This window comes from Burkholderia sp. WTPI3, assembly GCF_021483755.1.
Lineage (GTDB): Bacteria > Pseudomonadota > Gammaproteobacteria > Burkholderiales > Burkholderiaceae > Burkholderia.
Window position 1 is genome coordinate 155343 of the sequence record NZ_JAGIXF010000004.1, and the last position, 18965, is coordinate 174307.

Below are 18965 nucleotides of genomic sequence, written 5' to 3' on the forward strand. Positions count from 1 at the left end.
AGCGTAATTACCTGTAAATACAGGATATTTTATTGTTGTCGCTTACCCTGACTTTTCTATAAAATTCGATACATGAAAAATATCGAACAATTGCCGCACGATCCGCCGCTGCGCGCCGTTCGCGCGTTCGAGGCGTTCGCACGTCTCGGCTCGGTGACCGGGGCCGCGCACGAGCTCGACATCACGCCATCCGCGGTCAGTCATCAACTGCAGCTGCTCGAGGCATTCATCCAGACGCCGTTGACCGTGCGCGAAGGGCGGCTGCTCGCGCTCACCGACGAAGGGCGCGACTATTACCGCTCGATCAGCGCCGCGTTCTCGGTGCTGCGCAGCGCGACGCGCTTCGTGCGCGATCGTTCGTCGCTGCGGCAAATCACGATCAGCCTGATCCCGCTGCTCGGTATCGGCTGGTTCATTCCTCGGCTGCATGGGTTCCTCGCCGACAACACCGACGTGGACGTGACGGTGCTGTATGCGCACCACCGCAACTACCGAAGCGACGCGTCGGACCTGTCGATCCGCTTCGGCACCGGCGACTGGCCCGGCTACCGCTGCGAGCGGCTGCTGCCGGGCGCGATGGTGCCGATGTGCAGCCCGTCGTTCCTGAAGCGCCACGGGCCGTTCCGCACGCCGGCCGACCTCGCGCATGTCCCGCTCGTGCACGACGAGGATCGCAGCACGTGGGTCAACTGGCTGCAGGGCGCCGGCGTGCGCCATGTGTCGCACGCGGTCGGGCCGATGTTCGAGGACGGGCAGCTCACGCTGAGCGCGGCGCGCGCGGATCTCGGCGCCGCGCTGCTGCGCGCGCCGCTGGTCGAGCGCGAACTGGCCAGCGGCGCGCTCGTGAAGCTGTTCGATCACGCGCTCGACGACGGGCGCGATTACTACCTGTGCACGCGCGAGGATGCGGATATGCCGGACGGCGCACGACGGCTGGCCGAATGGCTGAGGAAGATGGCGGCGTGAACGCGCGGGCGGCCGGCTGCCTGCGCCCCCGTCGGGCCGCTCTGCCACGCCGGCGCCTTGCGGGTGCCGACAGGCATATATATGATATGCATATCGTATATCGGAGGTTACGATGAGCCGTATCCTGGTTGATCTGTCGAATGGCCAGCTCGACGCGCTGGCCGCCATCGTCGAGACTGAGCAACGCCCTCGCGCCGCGATCATTCGCGATGCGATCGACGCGTATATCGCGCAGCACAAGCGTTCGCATGCCGACAACGTGTTCGGTCTCTGGAAGGATCGCGCGGTCGACGGGCTCACCTATCAGGAGGCACTGCGCTCAGAATGGTAAAAGCACTCATCGACACCCACGGTGCGGCCCGGCATTCCGGCCGCCCGAATCCGGCCGACGCCTGCCGCGCGCAGCACCGGCAGCAATCTGCCGACACCGTGTTCGGCCTCTGGAGAAACCGCGCGCTCGACGGGCTCGCCTATCAGGAGGCACTGCGCCCAGAATGGTAAAAGCCCTCTTCGACACCAACATCCTGATCGACTACCTGGGTGGCGTGGAGGCCGCACGAGCGGAACTCGCCCGCTACGACTACCGGGCGATCAGCATGGTTTCCTGGATGGAAGTCCTGGTCGGCGCGACGGCCGGCGACGACGCGGCGATCCGCACGTGGCTTTCGTCGTTCGAGATCATCCCGCTCGATGGCACGGTCGCGAATCGGGCCGTAACGATTCGCAAGGAACATCGCATGCGCCTGCCCGACGCGATCATCTGGGCGTCCGCGCAAGTGAACGGCCTGCTGTTCGTGTCGCGCAACACGAAGGACTTTCCCGTCACCGAGCCCGGCGTCCGCGCGCCTTATCAGATCTAGCGCGAGCGGTGTCCGTCGGGCCCGACGGACACCCGCCCGGCCGCATCACGCTGCGCGCTCCAGCCGTGCCCGATGGCATATGCGAACTGCGCATCAGGCAGCGCGCATGCGGCGATCGGCATTTCCATGCAGTTCATCACCGCAACGCCGACGGCCCCGCGCATGAGCGTCGCGTGCGTGTCAATCGAATCACGCGGCGCATGAGGTCGCCCGTGGCCAGCGGCCTCATTTCCCCCATCCCGCCCAATACGCCCAATACGCCCAATACGCAGGTGAGCGTCACGATGTTCGCCGTTGCCCTTCACGCGCGGCGGCGGCGACGGCACGCAGAGCGCCGACACGACGGCCGGGTTGTCGATCACCGGCAACAGCATGCGCACTATCTCGCGGAACGGATCGACCGCCGCGAACGGGGGCCGGAAGCAGATAGAAATTCCCGATGCCGCGGATTGAAACAAGCAATTTCCCAAACCTGGGGTGAACCCCGATACTGGGAACACTTCATCAACACCCAAGCAAAAGGAACTCGCAAGATGCCGATCATCAACACCCAAATCAAACCGTTCAAGGCAACCGCATACCACAACGGCGATTTCGTGCCCGTGACTGAAGAGAACTTCAAGGGCAAGTGGTCCGTCGTCGTGTTCTACCCGGCCGACTTCACGTTCGTCTGCCCGACCGAGCTGGGCGATCTCGCCGACCGCTACGCGGAATTCCAGAAGCTGGGTGTCGAAATCTACGGCGTGTCGACCGACACGCACTTCACGCACAAGGCATGGCACGACACGTCGGACACGATCGGCAAGATCAAGTATCCGATGATCGGCGACCCGACGCTCACGCTGTCGCGCAACTTCGACGTGCTGATCGAGGAAGAAGGGATGGCCCTGCGCGGCACGTTCGTGATCAACCCGGAAGGCGAGATCAAGCTGTGCGAAATCCACGACAACGGCATCGGCCGCGACGCGGGCGAACTGCTGCGCAAGGTACAGGCTGCGCAATACATCGCAGCGCACCCGGGCGAAGTGTGCCCGGCCAAGTGGACGCCGGGCGCGGAAACGCTGACTCCGTCGCTCGACCTGATCGGCAAGATCTAAGGGTCGTTGCGCGCCTTGCACGAGGCGCGCAACAAGCATCACCTCGGGCCGCCTCGCGCGGCCCGCGCCCTCCTCCGGCACGACGTGCCCGACCAGAATAATCAATACGGAATCCGAAACGCCATGCTCGACGCCAATCTCAAGAACCAACTGAAAGCGTACCTCGAAAAGATCACGCGCCCGATCGAACTCGTCGCGTCGCTCGACGACAGCGCGAAGTCGCAGGAACTGCTTGCGCTGCTGAACGAGATTGCGTCGCTGACGTCGAGCGTGACCGTGGTCGAACGCCGCGACGACGCCGAGCGCAAGCCGTCGTTTTCGATCGGCGAGCCCGGCAAGCCGGCCGGCATCCGCTTCGCCGGCATCCCGATGGGCCATGAATTCACGTCGCTCGTGCTCGCGCTGCTGCAGACGGGCGGCCACCCGATCAAGCTGGACGACGATGTGATCGAACAGATCCGCGCGCTCGACGGCAACTACGCATTCGAAACGTATTTCTCGCTGTCGTGCCAGAACTGCCCGGAAGTCGTGCAGGCGCTGAACGTGATGTCGCTCGTCAACCCGCGCATCCGCCACGTCGCGATCGACGGCGCGCTGTTCCAGAACGAAGTCGAAGCCCGCCAGATCATGGCCGTGCCGACGATGTTCCTGAACGGCGAATCGTTCGGCCAGGGCCGCAGCAGCGTGAAGGAAATCCTCGCGAAGCTCGATACGGGCGCAAGCGCCCGCGCCGCGAAGTCGCTCGAGAACAAGCCGGTGTTCGACACGCTGATCGTCGGCGGCGGCCCCGCCGGTGCGGCAGCCGCGATCTACTCGGCACGCAAGGGCATCGCGACAGGTGTCGTGGCCGAGCGTTTCGGCGGCCAGGTGCTCGACACGATGGCGATCGAGAATTTCGTGTCGGTGCAGGAAACCGAAGGGCCGAAGTTCGCAACCGCGCTCGAGCAACACGTGAAGCAGTATGACGTCGACATCATGGACGTGCAGCGCGCCGATGCGCTGATTCCCGGCGACATGCACCAGATCCGCCTCGCAAACGGCGCGGTGCTGAAGGCGAAGACGATCGTTCTCGCAACGGGCGCGCGCTGGCGCGAAATCAACGTGCCGGGCGAGCGCGAATACCGCAACCGCGGTGTCGCGTACTGCCCGCACTGCGACGGCCCGCTGTTCAAGGGTAAGCGCGTTGCGGTGGTGGGCGGCGGCAACTCGGGAGTCGAAGCCGCGATCGATCTGGCCGGCATCGTCAAGGCAGTCACGCTGATCGAATTCGGCACGCAACTGCGCGCGGACGAAGTGCTGCAGCGCAAGCTGCGCAGCCTGCCGAACGTGACGATCGTCACGCAGGCGCAGACGATCGAGCTGACCGGCGACGGCAGCAAGCTGAACGGGCTCGTCTACAAGGATCTGCGTTCGGGCGACACGAAGCGCATCGATCTCGAAGGCGTGTTCGTGCAGATCGGCCTCGTACCGAACACCGAATGGCTGAAAGGCACGATCGAGCTGTCGAAGCACGGCGAGATCGTCGTCGATGCACGCGGCGCAACATCGGTGCCGGGCGTGTTCGCGGCCGGCGACGTGACGACGGTGCCGTTCAAGCAGATCGTGATCGCAGTCGGTGAAGGCGCGAAGGCATCGCTCGGTGCGTTCGACTACCTGATCCGGCAAGACGCGACGCCGGCTGCAGCCGCCGCGCCGCAGGCCGAAGAAGCGATCGCCGCGTAACGCGCGACACGCCACACCGAATAGTCTCTCTTGGCCCCGCATGCCCTGGTCGGCGTGCGGGGTCCTTTTTCATCCGGCGTCGGTTTGCGATGTGCGAGTGCACTGGCCGGCCGCGCTTGTCTTACCGAGCCCCGCTTACTGAGCCACGGCGGGGCCCGCGTTCGCCGGGGCCGGTGCCGTGAAACTGCTCGACTGGCGCACCAGTTGGTCCGTCAGCGCGGCAGCCACTGCGTTCGAGCCCGCCGACGCGTGCTGCCGGTCGGGGTTCGACGGCGGCACGTATTGCGGTGGCGGCAACGACGGATCGAGCTTCGCCGATTCGCGCACGAGCTCTGCCGTTTCCGGCGTTTCGGCATTTCTGGCCGCGGTCGCCGCTGCATGCCGCTCGAGTCCATCGCGCTTGCTCGCCGCGTGTTGCGACGGCTGATACGCCTGCTGATACGCCTGCTGGCTCGGCTGACCCGCCTGTGCCGCCTGGACCGGCGGCGTGGATTGCACCGGTTGCGCCGGTTTGGCCTTCGGCGGGGTCGCGCCCTCCGGCTCCACCGTCACGACATGGACGGTCGGCGGCGGCACGCTCGGCTGCGCCGATGGCGCGTGCGCGGCGATCCCCGGCACGGCGGCAGCGGATACCGGCGCCGCACTCGTGCGCGCGGCGGGCGGTTGTTGCGGCACTGTGTCGTCCACATGCGCGGACGGGACCGCGACCGCCGCAGGCGGTGCAATCGAGCCTTCCGCGGTGTGGCCGTCGTTCACGGCCGCCACGGCGACCGGTGTGGCGGAATCGCCGATGCCGGCTTCCGCGATCGCGCGGTGGTCCGCACGCAGGAGCATCACGTAGCCGGTGCCTGCCGCGGCTACCAGCAATCCGCCGGCGATCATCAAGGTTTTTCGGGTACGAGTCATGCTTGCTCACCGAGCTTATCGACGTGAGCAAGCCATCATACGCGTGCGTTCGCGCTTGATCCCGCGCGAATACATTTGGTTGCATTGATGTCGACGCCACGTCGCCGGGGCCGCGCAACAGCGCGCCGTCCTATCGCCAGATGGTTCGACTGCGCCTGCCTTCCGCCTTCAGATGCAGAAGATCGCTACCGCTATCCCGCCGAACAGAACCCACTTGACGATGTAGTACACCGTGCGATTCCACGCTTTCAGCCGCTTGCCGGCACGGCGAATCGCATACAGGTACCTGAACGCATGATTGAGCCCGCCGGTGCGGTCGCCCGTTTCGTTCGGCGACGCGGCCGCGCGCATCAGCAGTTGTCCGAACGTATCGTTGATGCGCTGTGCCCAGCGATATTTCATCGGCCGGTCGATATCGCAGAACAGGATCACGCGATCGTGCCCGGTGCGATTCTCGGCCCAATGCAGATAGGTTTCGTCGAACATCACGGCCTCGCCGTCGCGCCATGCATACGACTCGCCGTCGACGACGATCCGGCACGCAGCGTCGTTCGGCGTGTCGAGCCCGAGGTGATAGCGCAACGAGCCCGCATACGGATCGCGATGCAGCCCGAGCTTGCCGCCCGGCGGCAGCTGCGCGAACATCGCGGCCTTGATCGAAGGAATCCGCGACAGAATCTCGACCGTCCGCGGACACAACGCCTGCGCGGACGGATGCGGCGCGTCGTACCACTTCAGATAGAAGCGCTTCCAGCCGTTGCGAAAGAATGAATTGAAGCCGATGTCGTTGTACTCGACCGACGCCTTGATCCGGCTTGCGTCGCGCAATGCAAGCGCTTCGCCGCGCAAGGTCTGCCATTCGCGCTGCAGCACCGCGAGTTCCGGAAAGTGCTGCAGGTCGAGAAACGGCGTGGTGGGCACCGACGAGAATGCGTAGGAAAAGCAGTTCAGCGGTGCAGTGAAGGTCGAGTGATCGGATAGTTGCCTGAACAACCTGTGCCGAACCTTGCCGCGCCGATGCGTGTACACCACACACGCAATGAACACGATCAACAGGACCCAGCGCATCGTCATTTCCCCCGTCAGCTGTTTGCCGGAATTCTATGGACGAGGAGAATTTCCTGCGCTGAAGCGCAGGCGGTGCGATATGCGTCGGCACGACGCAGCGAGCCTGTCGATCGAGCCAGGCCCAACATGCGAAAAGCCCGTGCAGACGGGCTTTTCGACGCAATCGGAACGTACGCTCGGCCTGTGCGGATGCGCGTGCGCGCGGCGATTATTCCGGAAACGGCAAAACAGTTTGCCCGTCCGCGCGCATACCGAACGTGTTGAGCGTCATCGCGACGAGCGCGTAATAGCCGAGCAGTGCGACGAGATTCACGACGGTCTCGTGGCCGAAACGCGCCTGCGCACGCGCGAAGGTTGCATCGCTCACGCGCTTCGTGTCGTACAGCTCGGTTGCGAACGCATGAATCAGCGCATCGTCGTCCGATTCGAACACCGGCTCGACGCCACGCTGGATCGCGTCGGCCGTCGCGGCCGGCACGCCGGCATCGAGCGCGATCGGATGATGGATGTGCCACTCGGCCTGCGAGCGCCAGCGCGCGGCGGTCACGAGAATCGCGAGCTCCGACAGGCGCAGCGACAAACCCGTGCGATAGCGGCAGAACGCGCCGAGGCGTTGCGCGTGCTGCGCGAGCTCGGGGCTCGCGATCCAGCCGAGGAACGGCCCGTTCAGGTTGCCGCGCGGGCCGCTGAGGATCTCCGCGAGCACGGCCTTCTGCTCGCCGGTGGCCGATGCGGGATCGAAGGGAGGCAGTCTGTCTGTCATGGCGAGGATTCCGTGAGGTCGTTGTTTACGCGCCGGCCGATGCGAGCGCCGCATCGATCGCGCCGGACAGCCGCTCGACGATCGTGTCGATCTGCCGCGCGGTGCAGATGAACGGCGGCGCGATCAGGATGTGATCGCCATGCACGCCGTCAATCGTGCCGCCCATCGGATATACCATCAGGCCGCGCTGCATCGCCTCGCGCTTGACTGCCGCATGCAGCTTCAACGCGGGATCGAACGGCGCCTTGCTGTCGCGGTCATGCACGAGTTCGACGCCGACGAACAGCCCGCGGCCGCGCACGTCGCCGACATGCGGATGCGCGCCGTAATGCTCGCGCAACGACGCACGCAGTTGCTCGCCGCGCGCCTTCACATTGTCGAGCAGTTTCTCTTCGGCGATCACGCGCTGCACTTCGAGCGCGGCCGCGCATGCCGTTGCGTGGCCGAGATATGTATGGCCGTGCTGGAAGAAACCCGAGCCGTCGACGATGGTCCGGTAGATGCGGTCGCTGACGAGCGTCGCGCCGATCGGCTGGTAGCCCGCGCCGAGTCCTTTCGCGATCGTCAGCAGGTCGGGCGCAACGCCGTCTTCCTCGCATGCGAACAGGTAACCCGTGCGCCCCATCCCCGACATGATTTCATCGAGAATCAGCAGCACGCCGTGCTTGTCGCACACCGCGCGAATCTTCTTCAGATAGGTACGCACCGGCGGAACCGCGCCAGCCGTCGCGCCAACCACCGTTTCCGCGACGAACGCGGCAACGTTTTCCGCACCGAGCTCGACGATCTTCTGCTCGAGCTCATCGGCCAGACGCTGCGCATACGCTTCGTCGGTTTCGCCGGCCAGCTGATCGCGGTACGCGTAGCACGGGCTCACGTGATGCGCTTCGATCAGCAGCGGCAGGAACGGTTCGCGTCGCCAGGCATTGCCGCCGATCGCGAGCGCACCGAGCGTATTGCCGTGATAGCTCTGGCGCCGCGCGATGAAATGGCGGCGCGACGGCTCGCCCCTCTCGACGAAATACTGGCGCGCGAGCTTCAGCGCAGCTTCGATTGCCTCGGACCCGCCCGACACGAAATACACGTGCTCGAGGCCGGCCGGCGCCGCATCGACAAGCCGGTCGGCCAGTTCCTCGGCCACCTCGGTCGTGAAGAACGACGTATGCGCGTATGGCAATTGCTGCGCCTGACGCTTGATCGCATCGATCACGCGCTGGTTGCTGTGCCCGAGACACGAGACCGCCGCCCCGCCACACGCATCGATATAGCGTTTGCCGGTCGAATCGACGATCTCGATGCCGTCGCCTGCAACGGCAACGGGCAAGGTGGCGCGCGGAGCGCGATGAAAAACGGTCGTCATGCGTTGCCTCATGGCTCAGGACGCGCTCGGCGCGTGCGCGACCGGCACGATGCGCGTCGCGAAACGCTGCGTGCCGTGTTGATGAATGGTGAAGTCGATCGCGGCGTCGCGAATCGCGAACACCGCGGTGGCCAGCGTGTTTTCGTCGTCGGGGTCGGCCGGGTCGTCGCGATAGATCGGCAACCCTTCCGGCGCGCGATCGCCCAGCACGCGCAGCAACGCGGCTGCGTCGATTGCGTCGATATCCGGTGTCAGCGCATCGACGCGCCGCTGCCGATCGCCGGACGACTGCGTGACGATCTGCGCTTCCGCGTCGCAACCCGGATGCACGAGATGGTTCGCGTGGCCGGTGAGACGTGCGACATCGACGACCGAGCAACGCGCGACACTCGCCTCGATGCTGAGCACCCGCATGTCGCCGGTCGCGCCGAGCGCGTGATGGAAACCGCTTGCGCGGGCATGCGTGCGCAGCACGTCGGTGGCCGCATCGAGCGACGGCGCATCGAGCACCGCGCGCGCGAGGATCATCCGCGGCACGCCGGCCGCGGGCGTGCGGATGCGCAGGTTGTTGATCGCCTGCGCGATGCCGGCACGGTTCGCGGCGAACGTATGGCCGGGCAGCGAGCCGGGGTAATAGAAACTGATGAAGCCGGGTTTGCCGTGCGGTTGCACGTCGACGAGCAGGCACCGCTCGCGCAGGTACGGGTCGCCGTCCTCGTTGTGCGCGATCCAGCGCGCGCCGTCCGCGCCGGGCGCGGCGAGCGTCGTGCAGCCGTCCGGCGCGTCGTGGATCAGTTCGCCTCGGCAGTTCCACAGGAAAATGTCCTCGGCCGGCCAGCCGACTCCCGCTGCGATCCCGTCCAGCTCCGCGACGAGATCCGGGTACGCGGCCAGCGCGGCCTGTCGCAGCGCGTCGACGAACGGATGGCCGCGCCAGCGGCGCACGGCCAGCCATGCGCTGCTCTGTTGCATGTACGTATCGAATACGGGGCGCGCGAGTTCGCCGAGGCGCACGCCGATGTCGAACGGCGTGCCGGCGATGACGGGAGAAAGGGAAAGCGGCATGTCGGGCGTTAGGGTCTGATTCCGATGGCGTACCGCGCGCCCGGACGGCGCCGCCCGTCAAACGATGCCGGGCGCCCGCCACGCATGGCGCGACGAGGAATTAGACAACCACACAACATATGTTGTCAACAAATTATCAGAAACAACAATAAGTGCGGAAATCGCCGCCCTTCGCCAACGGTGGTCAGGCCGCTACCCCGCTCGCCTGATGCGAGACCAGCCGCGCATACACGCCCTGCCGCGCGATCAGTTGCGCATGCGTTCCCGCCTCGATGATCCTGCCGTGCTCCATCACGAGGATCGCGTCGGCATTGCGAACGGTCGACAGCCGGTGCGCGATGATCACCGACGTGCGCTGCGCCATCAGGTCCTCCAGCGCCGCTCGAATCTGCTGCTCGCTGATCGTGTCGAGATGGGACGTCGCTTCGTCGAGGATCAGCACCGGCGCATCCTTCAGGAACGCGCGCGCGATCGCGATCCGCTGGCGCTGCCCGCCCGACAGTTGCACGCCGCGCTCGCCGACGCGCGTCGCGAGTCCGTCGGGCAGCCGCGCGACGAAATCGCCGAGCGCCGCCTGGTCGATCGCGCGCTGCACGTCGGCGGCCGACGCATCGCTCGCCGCGAGCCGGATGTTCGCCTCGAGCGTGTCGTTGAACAGGTAGGTATCCTGCGCAACGAGTGCGATGTGCTGGCGCAGATCGTCGAGCCGCATGTCGCGCAGATCGACGCCGCCGAGCGTCACGCGCCCGTGCTGCGGATCCCAGAAGCGCAGCAGCAGGCTCGCGACGGTCGACTTGCCCGCGCCCGATGCGCCCACCAGCGCGACCGTGCTGCCAGGCGGCACCTCGAAGCTCACGCGATCGATCGCCGGCACGCCGCGGCCCGGGTACGTGAAACCCGCTTCCTCGAACCGCACGGTCGCACTGCCGGACAGTGCATGCAAGCCGTCGACGACCGTCACCGGTTCCTTCTCGAGCGCCCGCAAGCGGCGGGTCGACGCGATCGTGTCGGCCAGTTGCCGCGCGACCTGACCGATCTCCGCAACCGGCATGAACGCGGCCACCGCGACGAGCACCAGCAGCGGCAGCGACTCGTGGGCGAACCAGCCGCGCGCGCAGAGCAGCGCACCCAGCGCCGCGACGGCCAGCCCGCCGAGCCCGCTCGCGACTTCGAGCGCGGCGCTTTGCGTCGACAGATCGTCGAGCAGCTTCGCGCGCTGCCGCCGGTACGCATCGGCTTGCGCGACGAACGCGGCGCGCCGCCGCGCGATCGCCTGAAACGCGGTGAGCTCCGCAAGGCCCTGGATCGTTTCGGTCAGATGTGCACCGAGCTGGCCGAGCGCTTCGCGGGCGCCGGTGCCGAGCCGGTCGACATCGCGCCGCGCCAGCACCGGGGCCAGCCCGGCCCACAGCAGGAACGGCAGCAGCACCAGCGCGAGCGGCCATGCGATCGACGCGAGCAGCACCAGCACGCCGGCCGGCACCAGCACCGCGACGAACGCCGGTGCGAGCGTATGCGCATAGAAGTACTCGACGGTCTCGACGTCCTGCGTCGCGAGCGCGACCAGGTCGCCGGAACGACGGCGCAGCAACCCGGCCGGCGCGAGCCGTTCGAGCGTCGCGAACAACGCGATACGCATTTCCGCGAGCATCCGGTACGCCATGTCGTGCGCGAGCCACGATTCGAGCCAGTGCAGCACGGCCGCGACCGGCGCGACGACGAGCAGCGCCGTGACGAGCGCGCCGTTCGCATGCCCGGTCGAGACGCCGCCGACCACCAGCGCGCCGATCACACCGACGCCGATGAACGCGAGCACGCGGCCGATCCCGAACAGCACGGTCAGCACGACCTTGCCCGTCCACGGTCGCACGAATCGCAACAGCGCGCGCAGGGTTTCCGGCCAGCCGATGGTCGCCGCGTCGTCGTTCAGGGGCCGGACCTGCGGGCCCGATGCGGCACGCGCGCCCGCGCCGCTGCCGGCCGCGGCCATGCCGACGGCTTCGGTCGCCGCTTCGAGCTGCGGCCCCATCAGCCGGCGATACGGACCGTCGCGCGCGATCAGTTCGGCATGCGCGCCTTCGTCGACGACGCGCCCCTGGTCGAGCACCAGGATCCGGTCCGCGCCGATCACGCTGGACAGCCGGTGCGCGAGCACCAGCGTCGTGCGGCCGCGCGTGAGCCGGTCGAGCGCCTGCTGGATCAGCGCCTCGTTCTCCGCGTCGACCGACGACAGCGCCTCGTCGAGCAGCAGGATCGGCGCATCGCGCAACAGCGCCCGCGCAATGGCGATCCGCTGGCGCTGGCCGCCCGACAGCATGAGCCCGCGCTCGCCGATGCGCGTCGCATAGCCTTCGGGCAGCGCCGAGATGAAATCGTGCGCGTTGGCCGCGCGCGCGGCGGCGATCATGTCGGCGTCGCTCGCGTCGGGACGGCCAAGCCGCAGGTTGTCGGCGACGCTGCCGTCGAACAGCGTCGCGTCCTGCGCGACCACTGCAATCATTTCGCGCACTTGGCCGGCGTCGAGCGCGCGCACGTCGTGACCGCCGATGCGGATCGCGCCGCCCTGCGCATCGTGCTGGCGCAGCAGCAGACGCACGATGGTCGACTTGCCCGCACCGCTCGGGCCGACGATCGCGACCGTCTCGCCTTCGCGGACCGTGAAGCTCAGCGCCGCATGCGCATCCGCGCGACGTCCCGGATACGCGAAGCTGACGCCGTCGAACGCGATCTCCGGCCGCACGTGCGGCACGCGCGGTGCCGCGGTGGCCGGCGTCTCGCTGCGGGCGTCGAGCAGCGCGTGAATCGCGTTCGCCGCCGACTGGCCGATCATCCCCTGATGCAGTACCGCGCGCAGGTCGCGCAGCGGCCGGAAAATCTCGCTGCCGGCCATCAGCACGATCAGCAGCGCTTCGAGACTCATGTCGCCGTGGCGCACGCGCCATGCGCCGACCGCAATGGCCGCCGCCGCGCCGAGCCCGGTGCCGAGATCGGTGAAGAGCCGCGTCAGCAGCCCGAGCGCGAGTACCCAGAACGTGCTGTCGGACAACGCGCGCGCCTTCTCTGCCAGCTTCGCGCCGAACGCGCGGCTCTGACCGAACGCCTTCAGCGTCGGCAGGCCCTGCACCGCGTCGAGAAACTCCTCGCCGAACGCCTTGAACGCCGACGAACGCGCGAGCGCCGCGCGACGATCCGCGCGATGCACGAGCTGCGGCAGTGCGAGCGTGACGAGCGCCGCGACCAGCAGGACCGCGGCCGTCGGCACGTCCCACCATGCGAGCACCGCGAAGATCATCACCGGCGCGCACGCGGCGATCACGAGCTGCGGCAGGTAGACGCCGAAAAAGGTCTGCAACTGCTCGACCCCGTCGACGACAGCCAGCATCACCCCCCCGGTGCGCTCGCCGCTGAACCACGCGGGTCCGAGCGCGGCGATCCGGTCGAACAGCCGCGCGCGCAGCGCGGACTGCACGCGCCCGGCCGTATGTTGCGCGAGCAGCGTGCGGCGATGGTCGAGCCATGCGCGCAACAGCACGCAGGCCGCCGTCGCAGCGACGGTTTCGGCGACATCGCGCGCCGCTGCACCGGAAAACACGAGCGCCAGCACGCGGCCGAGAAACACGAAACGCAGGATGCCGACGCCCATCGCGAGCAGCCCGAGCGCGACCGCCGCGGCGACCCGCCCACGCAATCCCGCCATCATTGCCCATAGTCGTCGGTCGAAATACATGAAGCCCTCCGGTCGGATTTTCGTTGCGGTTTTATTGACCGAACCAAGGCTACCCGCGCACCCGACGCGCGGCAAAAGATGATTTTTCAACGGGTGTTGAGTCAACTACAATACCCCGCATGTCGCACCTTCCTCCCCTCAGCGCGTTGCGTGCTTTCGAGGCGGCCGTCCGCCTCGGCGGTTTCGCGCGCGCGGCGGCCGAGCTGAACGTATCGACCAGCGCGATCAGTCACCAGATCCGCGCGCTCGAGGAATCGCTGGGGGCACGGCTGCTCGAACGCAGCACGGGGCTCGGCGGCATCAGCCTCACACCGGCCGGCACCCGCCTGCTGCCGACCGTCAGCGACGCGCTGTCGAAGCTGACCGACGCGTGCGCCGAGATTCGCGGCACCGCCACGCAACGGCTCACGGTGTCCGCCAACGCACCGTTTTCGTCGATGTGGCTCGCGCGCCGTCTCGCCGAATTCTCGTCGCTCCACCCTGAAACGCCGCTGCACGCCGTCGTGGTCGACGACGAACCGGACTTCGCGCGCAGCGGTGTCGATCTTGCGATCGTGCACGTGCCCGCGCATCGGCTGCGCGCCGACGACGACATCCTGATACGGGAAACCGTGTTCCCCGTCTGCAGCCCCGAGCTGTTCCCGTACGCATCGGGGTACGTGTGCCGCTCGCGGCTGCTGCAGGAGATGCACGAGGACAGCCCCGAGATCGACTGGCGCAACTGGGCGTCCGCGTTCGGGCTGCCGGGAGATTTCGAAACGAAGATCGTCCGCTACAGCAGTTTCAGCCAGGTGATCGGCGCGGCGGTCGGCGGCGCGGGCATCGCGCTCGGCCGCGTGCCGCTGATCGAGCCGGAACTGCGCAGCGGCCGTCTCGTTCCGCTGGTGCCGGGCCTCGCGCGCGATGCGTCATGGCGCTTCGTGCTGCGCCGCAATCCGGCGACGCGGCACCGGCTGCTCGATCCGTTGATCGCGTTCCTGCACCGCGAAGCGGATGCCCCGCCGTTCGATGTCGCGAAGATCGTTGCGCCCGCATCCAACGACAGTCATGCGCGCGGTGCGGGCGGCGCATGACGCGCCGGCACGCGAAGCCGCTGCCGGCCGCCCGTCATCGCGTCACGGCGTAGCGAAGAACAGCGCGACGACGCAGGCCATGCCGGCGAACCACACGAGCGAGCGCAGCGACGCCCAGTTCAGCAGATACATCAACGCATAGACGACGCGGGTCGCGACGAACGCCATCGCGAGCTGGTCGACGTGGTGCGCGTTCGCGCCGTTGTGCCATGCCACGACCAATGCAGCGGTAAACAGCGCCAGCGCTTCCCATGCATTCTGATGCGCGGCCTGTGCCCGCGCACGCCAGCCGGCGAGCTTCGCCAGGTACTCGCGCGGCGCATGGTTGTCGTAACCCTTGCGGGCCTTGGCCAGGAACGTCATCGGGAACGGCAACAGCGCCACGATGAACAGGCACAGCTGGGACGTCGTCATCAAAGTCTCCTCCTTTATGATTACATTGTTCAATGACATGATTGCCGGAAGCTTAGCATTGCGCCGCGCCGATCGCGCACCGGTTTTCTAGACGGGAGACTCGGCATCGGCGGCTATCGGACGCCGCGACGGCAGTGGTCCGACACCAAAAATTCCACCAAATCGTCGACAAATACGTTAATTAAAACTGGTCGAACACCAATAATATAGCGATCAACACTGGCTTGACGCGTTGCCGCGCGAGCCTGCCGACCCGAATGGCGCCGCCGCGCGCACCGAACGACTTTCGACCCGAGCCCGCCCATGCCCCGTCCCATCGTCGCCCATATCCGTCCTGACGCCGTCCGCCACAACCTCGACTTCATCCGCCGCACCGCCGCGCAGTCGCGCGTGTGGGCCGTGGTCAAGGCCAACGCATACGGTCACGGAATCGAGCGCATTTATCCGGGCCTCGCGGCCGCCGACGGCATCGCGCTGCTCGATCTCGACGAAGCCGTGCGCGTGCGCGAGCTCGGCTGGGACAAGCCGGTGCTGCTGCTCGAAGGGATCTTCGAGCCGGCCGACGTCGAACTCGCCGATCGCCACCGGCTGACGGTGGCCGTGCACTGCGACCAGCAGCTCGACCTGCTGATCGCCGCGAAGCCGCAGCAACCGATCGACATCCAGCTCAAGATGAATTCCGGGATGAACCGGCTCGGCTACCGGCCGCACGCGTTTCGCGCCGCATGGGAACGCGTGGCGGCCGCGCCGTCGATCGGCAAGATCACGCTGATGATGCATTTCGCGAACGCCGACGAAGGCGAGGTCGACTGGCAGCTCGAGCAGTTCGATGCGGCCACCGCCGGGATTCCGGGCGAGCGCTCGGCATCGAATTCGGCGGCCGTGCTGTGGCATCCGCGCGCGCATCGTGACTGGGTGCGGCCCGGCACGATCCTGTACGGCGCATCGCCGACCGGTGCGGCGCGGCACATCGCCGACACGCCGCTGATGGCCGCGATGACGCTCACCAGCAGGATCATCGGCGTGCAGACGCTCGCGCCCGGAGAAACCGTCGGCTACGGCCGCCACTTCACGGCGGACCAGCCGATGCGGATCGGGGTCGTGGCGTGCGGCTACGCGGACGGCTATCCGCGCCACGCGCCGACCGGCACGCCGATCGCGGTGGACGGCGTGATGACGCGCGTCGTCGGCCGCGTGTCGATGGACATGCTGACCGTCGACCTGACGCCGTGCCCGCAGGCGGGCATCGGATCGAGCGTCGAGCTATGGGGCGATCAGGTGAAGGTCGACGACGTCGCGCAAGCCAGCGGCACGATCGGCTACGAGCTGATGTGCGCACTCGCGCGCCGCGTGCCGGTCGTGATCGTGCCGCCGGGCGCGTCGACGGTCGTGCCGGCTTTGCGCACGGGCAGCTACGGGCGCTAACGCACGCAGGTCGCGGATGCGGCGGCACGCTCGCGTGCCGCCGCATCCGGCTCTTCCGGGTTCATTTGCGGGCCGCCGCCACGAGCGGCCCGTTTGTCTTGACGACTCTCGATGCGATGAAGCGTGCGGGACGCAAACCCTGCTGACGAGAACGCGCGTCCGCCCTGCCGCTGCGCTACGCGTTACGAACGCCATGTCGGCTTGCGCTTCTCCAGAAACGCGTCGATCCCCTCGCCGGCGTCCTCTTCCATCATGTTGCGCGCCATCACGTCGCCCGCGAACGCATACGCGTCATCGAGCGGCAACTCGCGCTGCCGGTAGAACATCTGCTTGCCGTAACGCACCGCCGCCGGGCTCTTCGCAACGATCTCCGCGACCTTGCGCGCGACGGCCGCGTCGAGCGCATCCTCGGGCACCGCTTCGTTGACGAGCCCCCACGCGGCGGCCGTCGCCGCATCGACGAAACGCCCGGTGACGAGCATGTCGAACGCGCGCTTCGCCGACACGTTGCGGCTCAACGCGACGGAGGGCGTCGAACAGAACAGCCCGACGTTGATGCCCGATACCGCGAAGCGCGCGGTGTCGGCCGCGATCGCGAGATCACACGCGGCGACGATCTGGCAACCGGCCGCCGTCGCGATGCCGTGCACGCGTGCGATCACCGGCACCGGCAATGCGCGCATCGCGAGCATCACGCGGCTGCATTGCGCGAACAGCGCGCGGTAGTAATCGAGCTCGGGCTTGCTGCGCATCTGCCGCAGATCGTGGCCCGCGCAGAACGCCTTGCCTTGCGCGGCCAGCACGACGCAGCGCACGTGCGGATCGGCGGCCAGCGAATCGAATGCGTCCTGCAGGCTTGCCAGCATCGCCTCCGACAGCGCGTTGAACTGCTGCGGCCGATTGAGTCGCAGCGTGACGACGCCGTCGCGGTCTTCACGCAACAGGATCGGCTCGGATGTCTCGTGACGGGTTTCCATGATGCTCCGCTCGCAGGGTTCGATCGGCGCAAACGGGCGACGCCCGCCCGATTCGCGACTCACACGATCACGAATCGTCCTCCACATTGCGCGCGACGTCCAGCCCGGGATCCCCGGGCGGCCCCGGCTCGTGCGTATCGGCAGCCCGCGCCGTCAGCCCGCGAGCTTCTTCAGCGCGTCGAGCACCGCGTCGCCCTTGAACGGCTTCACGATCCAGCCCTTCACGCCGGCGGCCTTGCCGCGCTCCTTCATCGCCGGGCTGCTTTCGGTCGTCAGCATCACGACGTTGACCGACGCATTCGCCAGTTCGCCACGGATCTTCTCGACCATCGTCAGGCCGTCCATGTTCGGCATGTTCACGTCGCTGATCACGAGGCGCACGCCGGGCGTCGCCTTGAGCTTCGCGAGCCCGTCCTTGCCGTCCACCGCCGTTGCGACGTCGAGCCCGTGATTGCGCAGGAAACCCGCGACTTCGTCGCGCACCGTGCCCGAATCGTCGACCACCAGAATCTTTGCCATGTCTTCTTCCCCTTTCGTCGTTGCCGACTTCAATATTCAAAACAGTTCGAGTTCGCCCGATTCGACCATCGGCCCCACGTCCTGCACCGTTTCTCGGAAATCCTCCGGAGACCAGCTCAGGCTGAACACGAAGCGCTGGTCGAGCTGCACCGACCGCCCCGATGCCGGGTCGGTCATGCGGTACTTGAAACAGAGCTGAGGACAGTCGCCGCCGAATGAAATGAACTTCTGCTTGTGATTGACGACGAGCGGCACCTGCACCGGATGGCGGGCAAGCGCCTCCGCGTCGCCGAGATAGCGGTTCTTGAACGTGCCCCACACGAGGTTGGTCAACTCGCCGAGCACGCTGTTCACGTCGCGGAAATCGGGCGCGCGGCCGTCGTCGCGCGTGCCGCCGATCATGTCGAGCAGCGGCTGCTCGCTCGTCTGCAGCAGCATGTAGCCACGGCACCACGCGCTTTCCAGCGCGATCAGGCTGAACACTTCGCCGAAGATGATCTGGTCGCGCACGATGCACGGCGTGTCGCGCTCGATAGCGAGGCCCGGGAACAGGCTGTCGAGCCGCGCCTCGGTGATCTCCGCGATGCCGCGCACGAGCGCATTCGGGTAGTCGCGGCCGAACAGGTATTCGTCGATCGCGTGCTTGAGCGGCGTCAGGTCGTCGCCGACGTAGGCTGCGCATGCGACGCGCGCGAGTGCATCGGGCAGTCCGTCGTGCAGCGCATCGCGCGATGCGGGCGACGTGCGGCGCAGGATGATCGGCAGCTCCGGGCGCAGCGCGTCGATCTGCGTCGCGATGATCGCGCTCTCGGCCGGCGAGCCGCCGTAATCCTCGGCGAGCAGGATCGCGCCGAGATCGATGTTCGAGCGCAGCACCTTCAGCAGCCGGTTGCGCCGCACGGTCAGGCCGACCAGGTTGTGCTCGTCGCAGAAACGCTTGATCGTCGCGGCATGCTCGCGGCTTTCGTCGAGCACGAGCACCTTGCTCACGGGTTGGTCTTCGGTCATCTCGCTCAATCCTCG

The 18965-nt window shown here is 67.2% G+C and carries 19 protein-coding genes; 8 read left to right on the plus strand and 11 right to left on the minus strand.

The genetic code is table 11. The features are described 5' to 3' along the window. The first annotated feature begins 72 nt into the window (after nt 1-72). The 4 genes from J7024_RS03980 (at nt 73) to J7024_RS03995 (ending at nt 1826) form a co-directional block, all read left to right on the plus strand. Nucleotides 73-966, plus strand: coding sequence for a LysR substrate-binding domain-containing protein (locus tag J7024_RS03980; RefSeq protein WP_124826242.1), 894 nt, complete (start codon nt 73-75; stop codon nt 964-966). Between the two features lie 112 nt (nt 967-1078). Beyond that, the gene (locus J7024_RS03985; RefSeq protein WP_124826243.1) at nt 1079-1297 is read left to right on the plus strand and encodes a ribbon-helix-helix protein, CopG family; all 219 of its coding nucleotides are present in this window, start codon (nt 1079-1081) and stop codon (nt 1295-1297) included. Continuing rightward, complete coding sequence (locus J7024_RS03990; protein WP_175750526.1) at nt 1291-1467, plus strand: hypothetical protein; 177 nt, start codon at nt 1291-1293, stop codon at nt 1465-1467. The genes J7024_RS03985 and J7024_RS03990 overlap by 7 nt, the downstream gene beginning before the upstream one ends. Beyond that, complete coding sequence (locus tag J7024_RS03995; protein WP_124826244.1) at nt 1461-1826, plus strand: type II toxin-antitoxin system VapC family toxin; 366 nt, start codon at nt 1461-1463, stop codon at nt 1824-1826. Before J7024_RS03990 ends, J7024_RS03995 begins: the two co-directional genes overlap by 7 nt. Here the strand turns inward: J7024_RS03995 and J7024_RS04000 are convergent. Beyond that, entirely contained in the window at nt 1823-2284 is a 462-nt protein-coding gene (locus J7024_RS04000; protein ID WP_175750525.1) for a hypothetical protein, read from the minus strand. The genes J7024_RS03995 and J7024_RS04000 overlap by 4 nt on opposite strands. A 75-nt stretch (nt 2285-2359) precedes the next feature. Here J7024_RS04000 and ahpC point away from each other — a divergent pair, with 75 nt between their 5' ends. Then, complete coding sequence (gene ahpC / locus J7024_RS04005; RefSeq protein ID WP_006750178.1) at nt 2360-2923, plus strand: alkyl hydroperoxide reductase subunit C; 564 nt, start codon at nt 2360-2362, stop codon at nt 2921-2923. Between the two features lie 123 nt (nt 2924-3046). Beyond that, on the plus strand, nt 3047-4645 hold the full coding sequence (ahpF, locus tag J7024_RS04010; RefSeq protein ID WP_124826245.1) for an alkyl hydroperoxide reductase subunit F: 1599 nt from the start codon (nt 3047-3049) through the stop codon (nt 4643-4645). A 135-nt stretch (nt 4646-4780) separates the two neighbouring features. Here the strand turns inward: ahpF and J7024_RS04015 are convergent, their stop codons facing one another. The 6 genes from J7024_RS04015 to J7024_RS04040 form a co-directional block, all read right to left on the minus strand. Next, nucleotides 4781-5551 (minus strand): extensin, encoded by a 771-nt coding sequence (locus J7024_RS04015; protein WP_199568737.1) that lies wholly within the window; start codon nt 5549-5551, stop codon nt 4781-4783. A 168-nt stretch (nt 5552-5719) separates the two neighbouring features. Next, nucleotides 5720-6619, minus strand: a complete 900-nt coding sequence (gene lpxO, locus J7024_RS04020) for a lipid A hydroxylase LpxO (RefSeq protein WP_124826247.1) — start codon at nt 6617-6619, stop codon at nt 5720-5722. 208 nt (nt 6620-6827) lie between these two features. Beyond that, on the minus strand, nt 6828-7382 hold the full coding sequence (locus J7024_RS04025) for a carboxymuconolactone decarboxylase family protein (protein ID WP_124826248.1): 555 nt from the start codon (nt 7380-7382) through the stop codon (nt 6828-6830). A 25-nt stretch (nt 7383-7407) separates the two neighbouring features. Next, nucleotides 7408-8742 carry an aspartate aminotransferase family protein gene (locus tag J7024_RS04030; protein ID WP_124826249.1) on the minus strand — a complete coding sequence of 445 codons (1335 nt, stop codon included), beginning with the start codon at nt 8740-8742 and terminating at the stop codon, nt 7408-7410. 15 nt (nt 8743-8757) lie between these two features. Then, on the minus strand, nt 8758-9807 hold the full coding sequence (locus tag J7024_RS04035) for a C45 family autoproteolytic acyltransferase/hydolase (protein WP_234744806.1): 1050 nt from the start codon (nt 9805-9807) through the stop codon (nt 8758-8760). Nucleotides 9808-9991: 184 nt separating this feature from the next. After that, a complete protein-coding gene (locus J7024_RS04040) occupies nt 9992-13534 on the minus strand; it encodes an ABC transporter ATP-binding protein/permease (protein WP_234744807.1) in 3543 nt (1180 codons plus the stop codon). A gap of 119 nt (nt 13535-13653) precedes the next feature. Here J7024_RS04040 and J7024_RS04045 point away from each other — a divergent pair, with 119 nt between their 5' ends. After that, on the plus strand, nt 13654-14607 hold the full coding sequence (locus tag J7024_RS04045) for a LysR family transcriptional regulator (protein WP_234744808.1): 954 nt from the start codon (nt 13654-13656) through the stop codon (nt 14605-14607). Between the two features lie 42 nt (nt 14608-14649). Here J7024_RS04045 and J7024_RS04050 read toward each other — a convergent pair whose 3' ends face one another. Continuing rightward, nucleotides 14650-15021 carry an MAPEG family protein gene (locus J7024_RS04050; protein WP_124826253.1) on the minus strand — a complete coding sequence of 124 codons (372 nt, stop codon included), beginning with the start codon at nt 15019-15021 and terminating at the stop codon, nt 14650-14652. Nucleotides 15022-15324: 303 nt separating this feature from the next. Here J7024_RS04050 and alr point away from each other — a divergent pair, with 303 nt between their 5' ends. Next, nucleotides 15325-16446 (plus strand): alanine racemase, encoded by a 1122-nt coding sequence (alr, locus tag J7024_RS04055; RefSeq protein ID WP_234744809.1) that lies wholly within the window; start codon nt 15325-15327, stop codon nt 16444-16446. Between the two features lie 182 nt (nt 16447-16628). On the opposite strand, the gene J7024_RS04060 is transcribed toward alr, so the two are convergent. From J7024_RS04060 to J7024_RS04070, 3 genes are all read right to left on the minus strand, one after another. Next, nucleotides 16629-17423: an enoyl-CoA hydratase gene (locus J7024_RS04060; protein ID WP_175786698.1), complete on the minus strand. Its 795-nt coding sequence runs from the start codon at nt 17421-17423 to the stop codon at nt 16629-16631. Between the two features lie 153 nt (nt 17424-17576). Continuing rightward, nucleotides 17577-17942 (minus strand): response regulator, encoded by a 366-nt coding sequence (locus J7024_RS04065; protein WP_060238818.1) that lies wholly within the window; start codon nt 17940-17942, stop codon nt 17577-17579. Nucleotides 17943-17978: 36 nt separating this feature from the next. Beyond that, on the minus strand, nt 17979-18950 hold the full coding sequence (locus J7024_RS04070; protein WP_124826257.1) for a chemotaxis protein CheX: 972 nt from the start codon (nt 18948-18950) through the stop codon (nt 17979-17981). Between the last annotated feature and the right edge of the window lie 15 nt (nt 18951-18965).

What these genes read in the sequence shown, in the direction of transcription:
- J7024_RS03980 (WP_124826242.1), top strand. Translation starts at nt 73, where the DNA reads ATGAAAAATATCGAACAATTGCCGCACGATCCGCCGCTGCGCGCCGTT.
- J7024_RS03985 (WP_124826243.1), top strand. Translation starts at nt 1,079, where the DNA reads ATGAGCCGTATCCTGGTTGATCTGTCGAATGGCCAGCTCGACGCGCTG.
- J7024_RS03990 (WP_175750526.1), top strand. Translation starts at nt 1,291, where the DNA reads ATGGTAAAAGCACTCATCGACACCCACGGTGCGGCCCGGCATTCCGGC.
- J7024_RS03995 (WP_124826244.1), top strand. Translation starts at nt 1,461, where the DNA reads ATGGTAAAAGCCCTCTTCGACACCAACATCCTGATCGACTACCTGGGT.
- ahpC (WP_006750178.1), top strand. Translation starts at nt 2,360, where the DNA reads ATGCCGATCATCAACACCCAAATCAAACCGTTCAAGGCAACCGCATAC.
- ahpF (WP_124826245.1), top strand. Translation starts at nt 3,047, where the DNA reads ATGCTCGACGCCAATCTCAAGAACCAACTGAAAGCGTACCTCGAAAAG.
- J7024_RS04015 (WP_199568737.1), bottom strand. Translation starts at nt 5,551, where the DNA reads ATGACTCGTACCCGAAAAACCTTGATGATCGCCGGCGGATTGCTGGTA.
- lpxO (WP_124826247.1), bottom strand. Translation starts at nt 6,619, where the DNA reads ATGCGCTGGGTCCTGTTGATCGTGTTCATTGCGTGTGTGGTGTACACG.
- J7024_RS04025 (WP_124826248.1), bottom strand. Translation starts at nt 7,382, where the DNA reads ATGACAGACAGACTGCCTCCCTTCGATCCCGCATCGGCCACCGGCGAG.
- J7024_RS04030 (WP_124826249.1), bottom strand. Translation starts at nt 8,742, where the DNA reads ATGACGACCGTTTTTCATCGCGCTCCGCGCGCCACCTTGCCCGTTGCC.
- J7024_RS04035 (WP_234744806.1), bottom strand. Translation starts at nt 9,807, where the DNA reads ATGCCGCTTTCCCTTTCTCCCGTCATCGCCGGCACGCCGTTCGACATC.
- J7024_RS04040 (WP_234744807.1), bottom strand. Translation starts at nt 13,534, where the DNA reads ATGTATTTCGACCGACGACTATGGGCAATGATGGCGGGATTGCGTGGG.
- J7024_RS04045 (WP_234744808.1), top strand. Translation starts at nt 13,654, where the DNA reads ATGTCGCACCTTCCTCCCCTCAGCGCGTTGCGTGCTTTCGAGGCGGCC.
- J7024_RS04050 (WP_124826253.1), bottom strand. Translation starts at nt 15,021, where the DNA reads ATGACGACGTCCCAGCTGTGCCTGTTCATCGTGGCGCTGTTGCCGTTC.
- alr (WP_234744809.1), top strand. Translation starts at nt 15,325, where the DNA reads ATGCCCCGTCCCATCGTCGCCCATATCCGTCCTGACGCCGTCCGCCAC.
- J7024_RS04060 (WP_175786698.1), bottom strand. Translation starts at nt 17,423, where the DNA reads ATGGAAACCCGTCACGAGACATCCGAGCCGATCCTGTTGCGTGAAGAC.
- J7024_RS04065 (WP_060238818.1), bottom strand. Translation starts at nt 17,942, where the DNA reads ATGGCAAAGATTCTGGTGGTCGACGATTCGGGCACGGTGCGCGACGAA.
- J7024_RS04070 (WP_124826257.1), bottom strand. Translation starts at nt 18,950, where the DNA reads ATGACCGAAGACCAACCCGTGAGCAAGGTGCTCGTGCTCGACGAAAGC.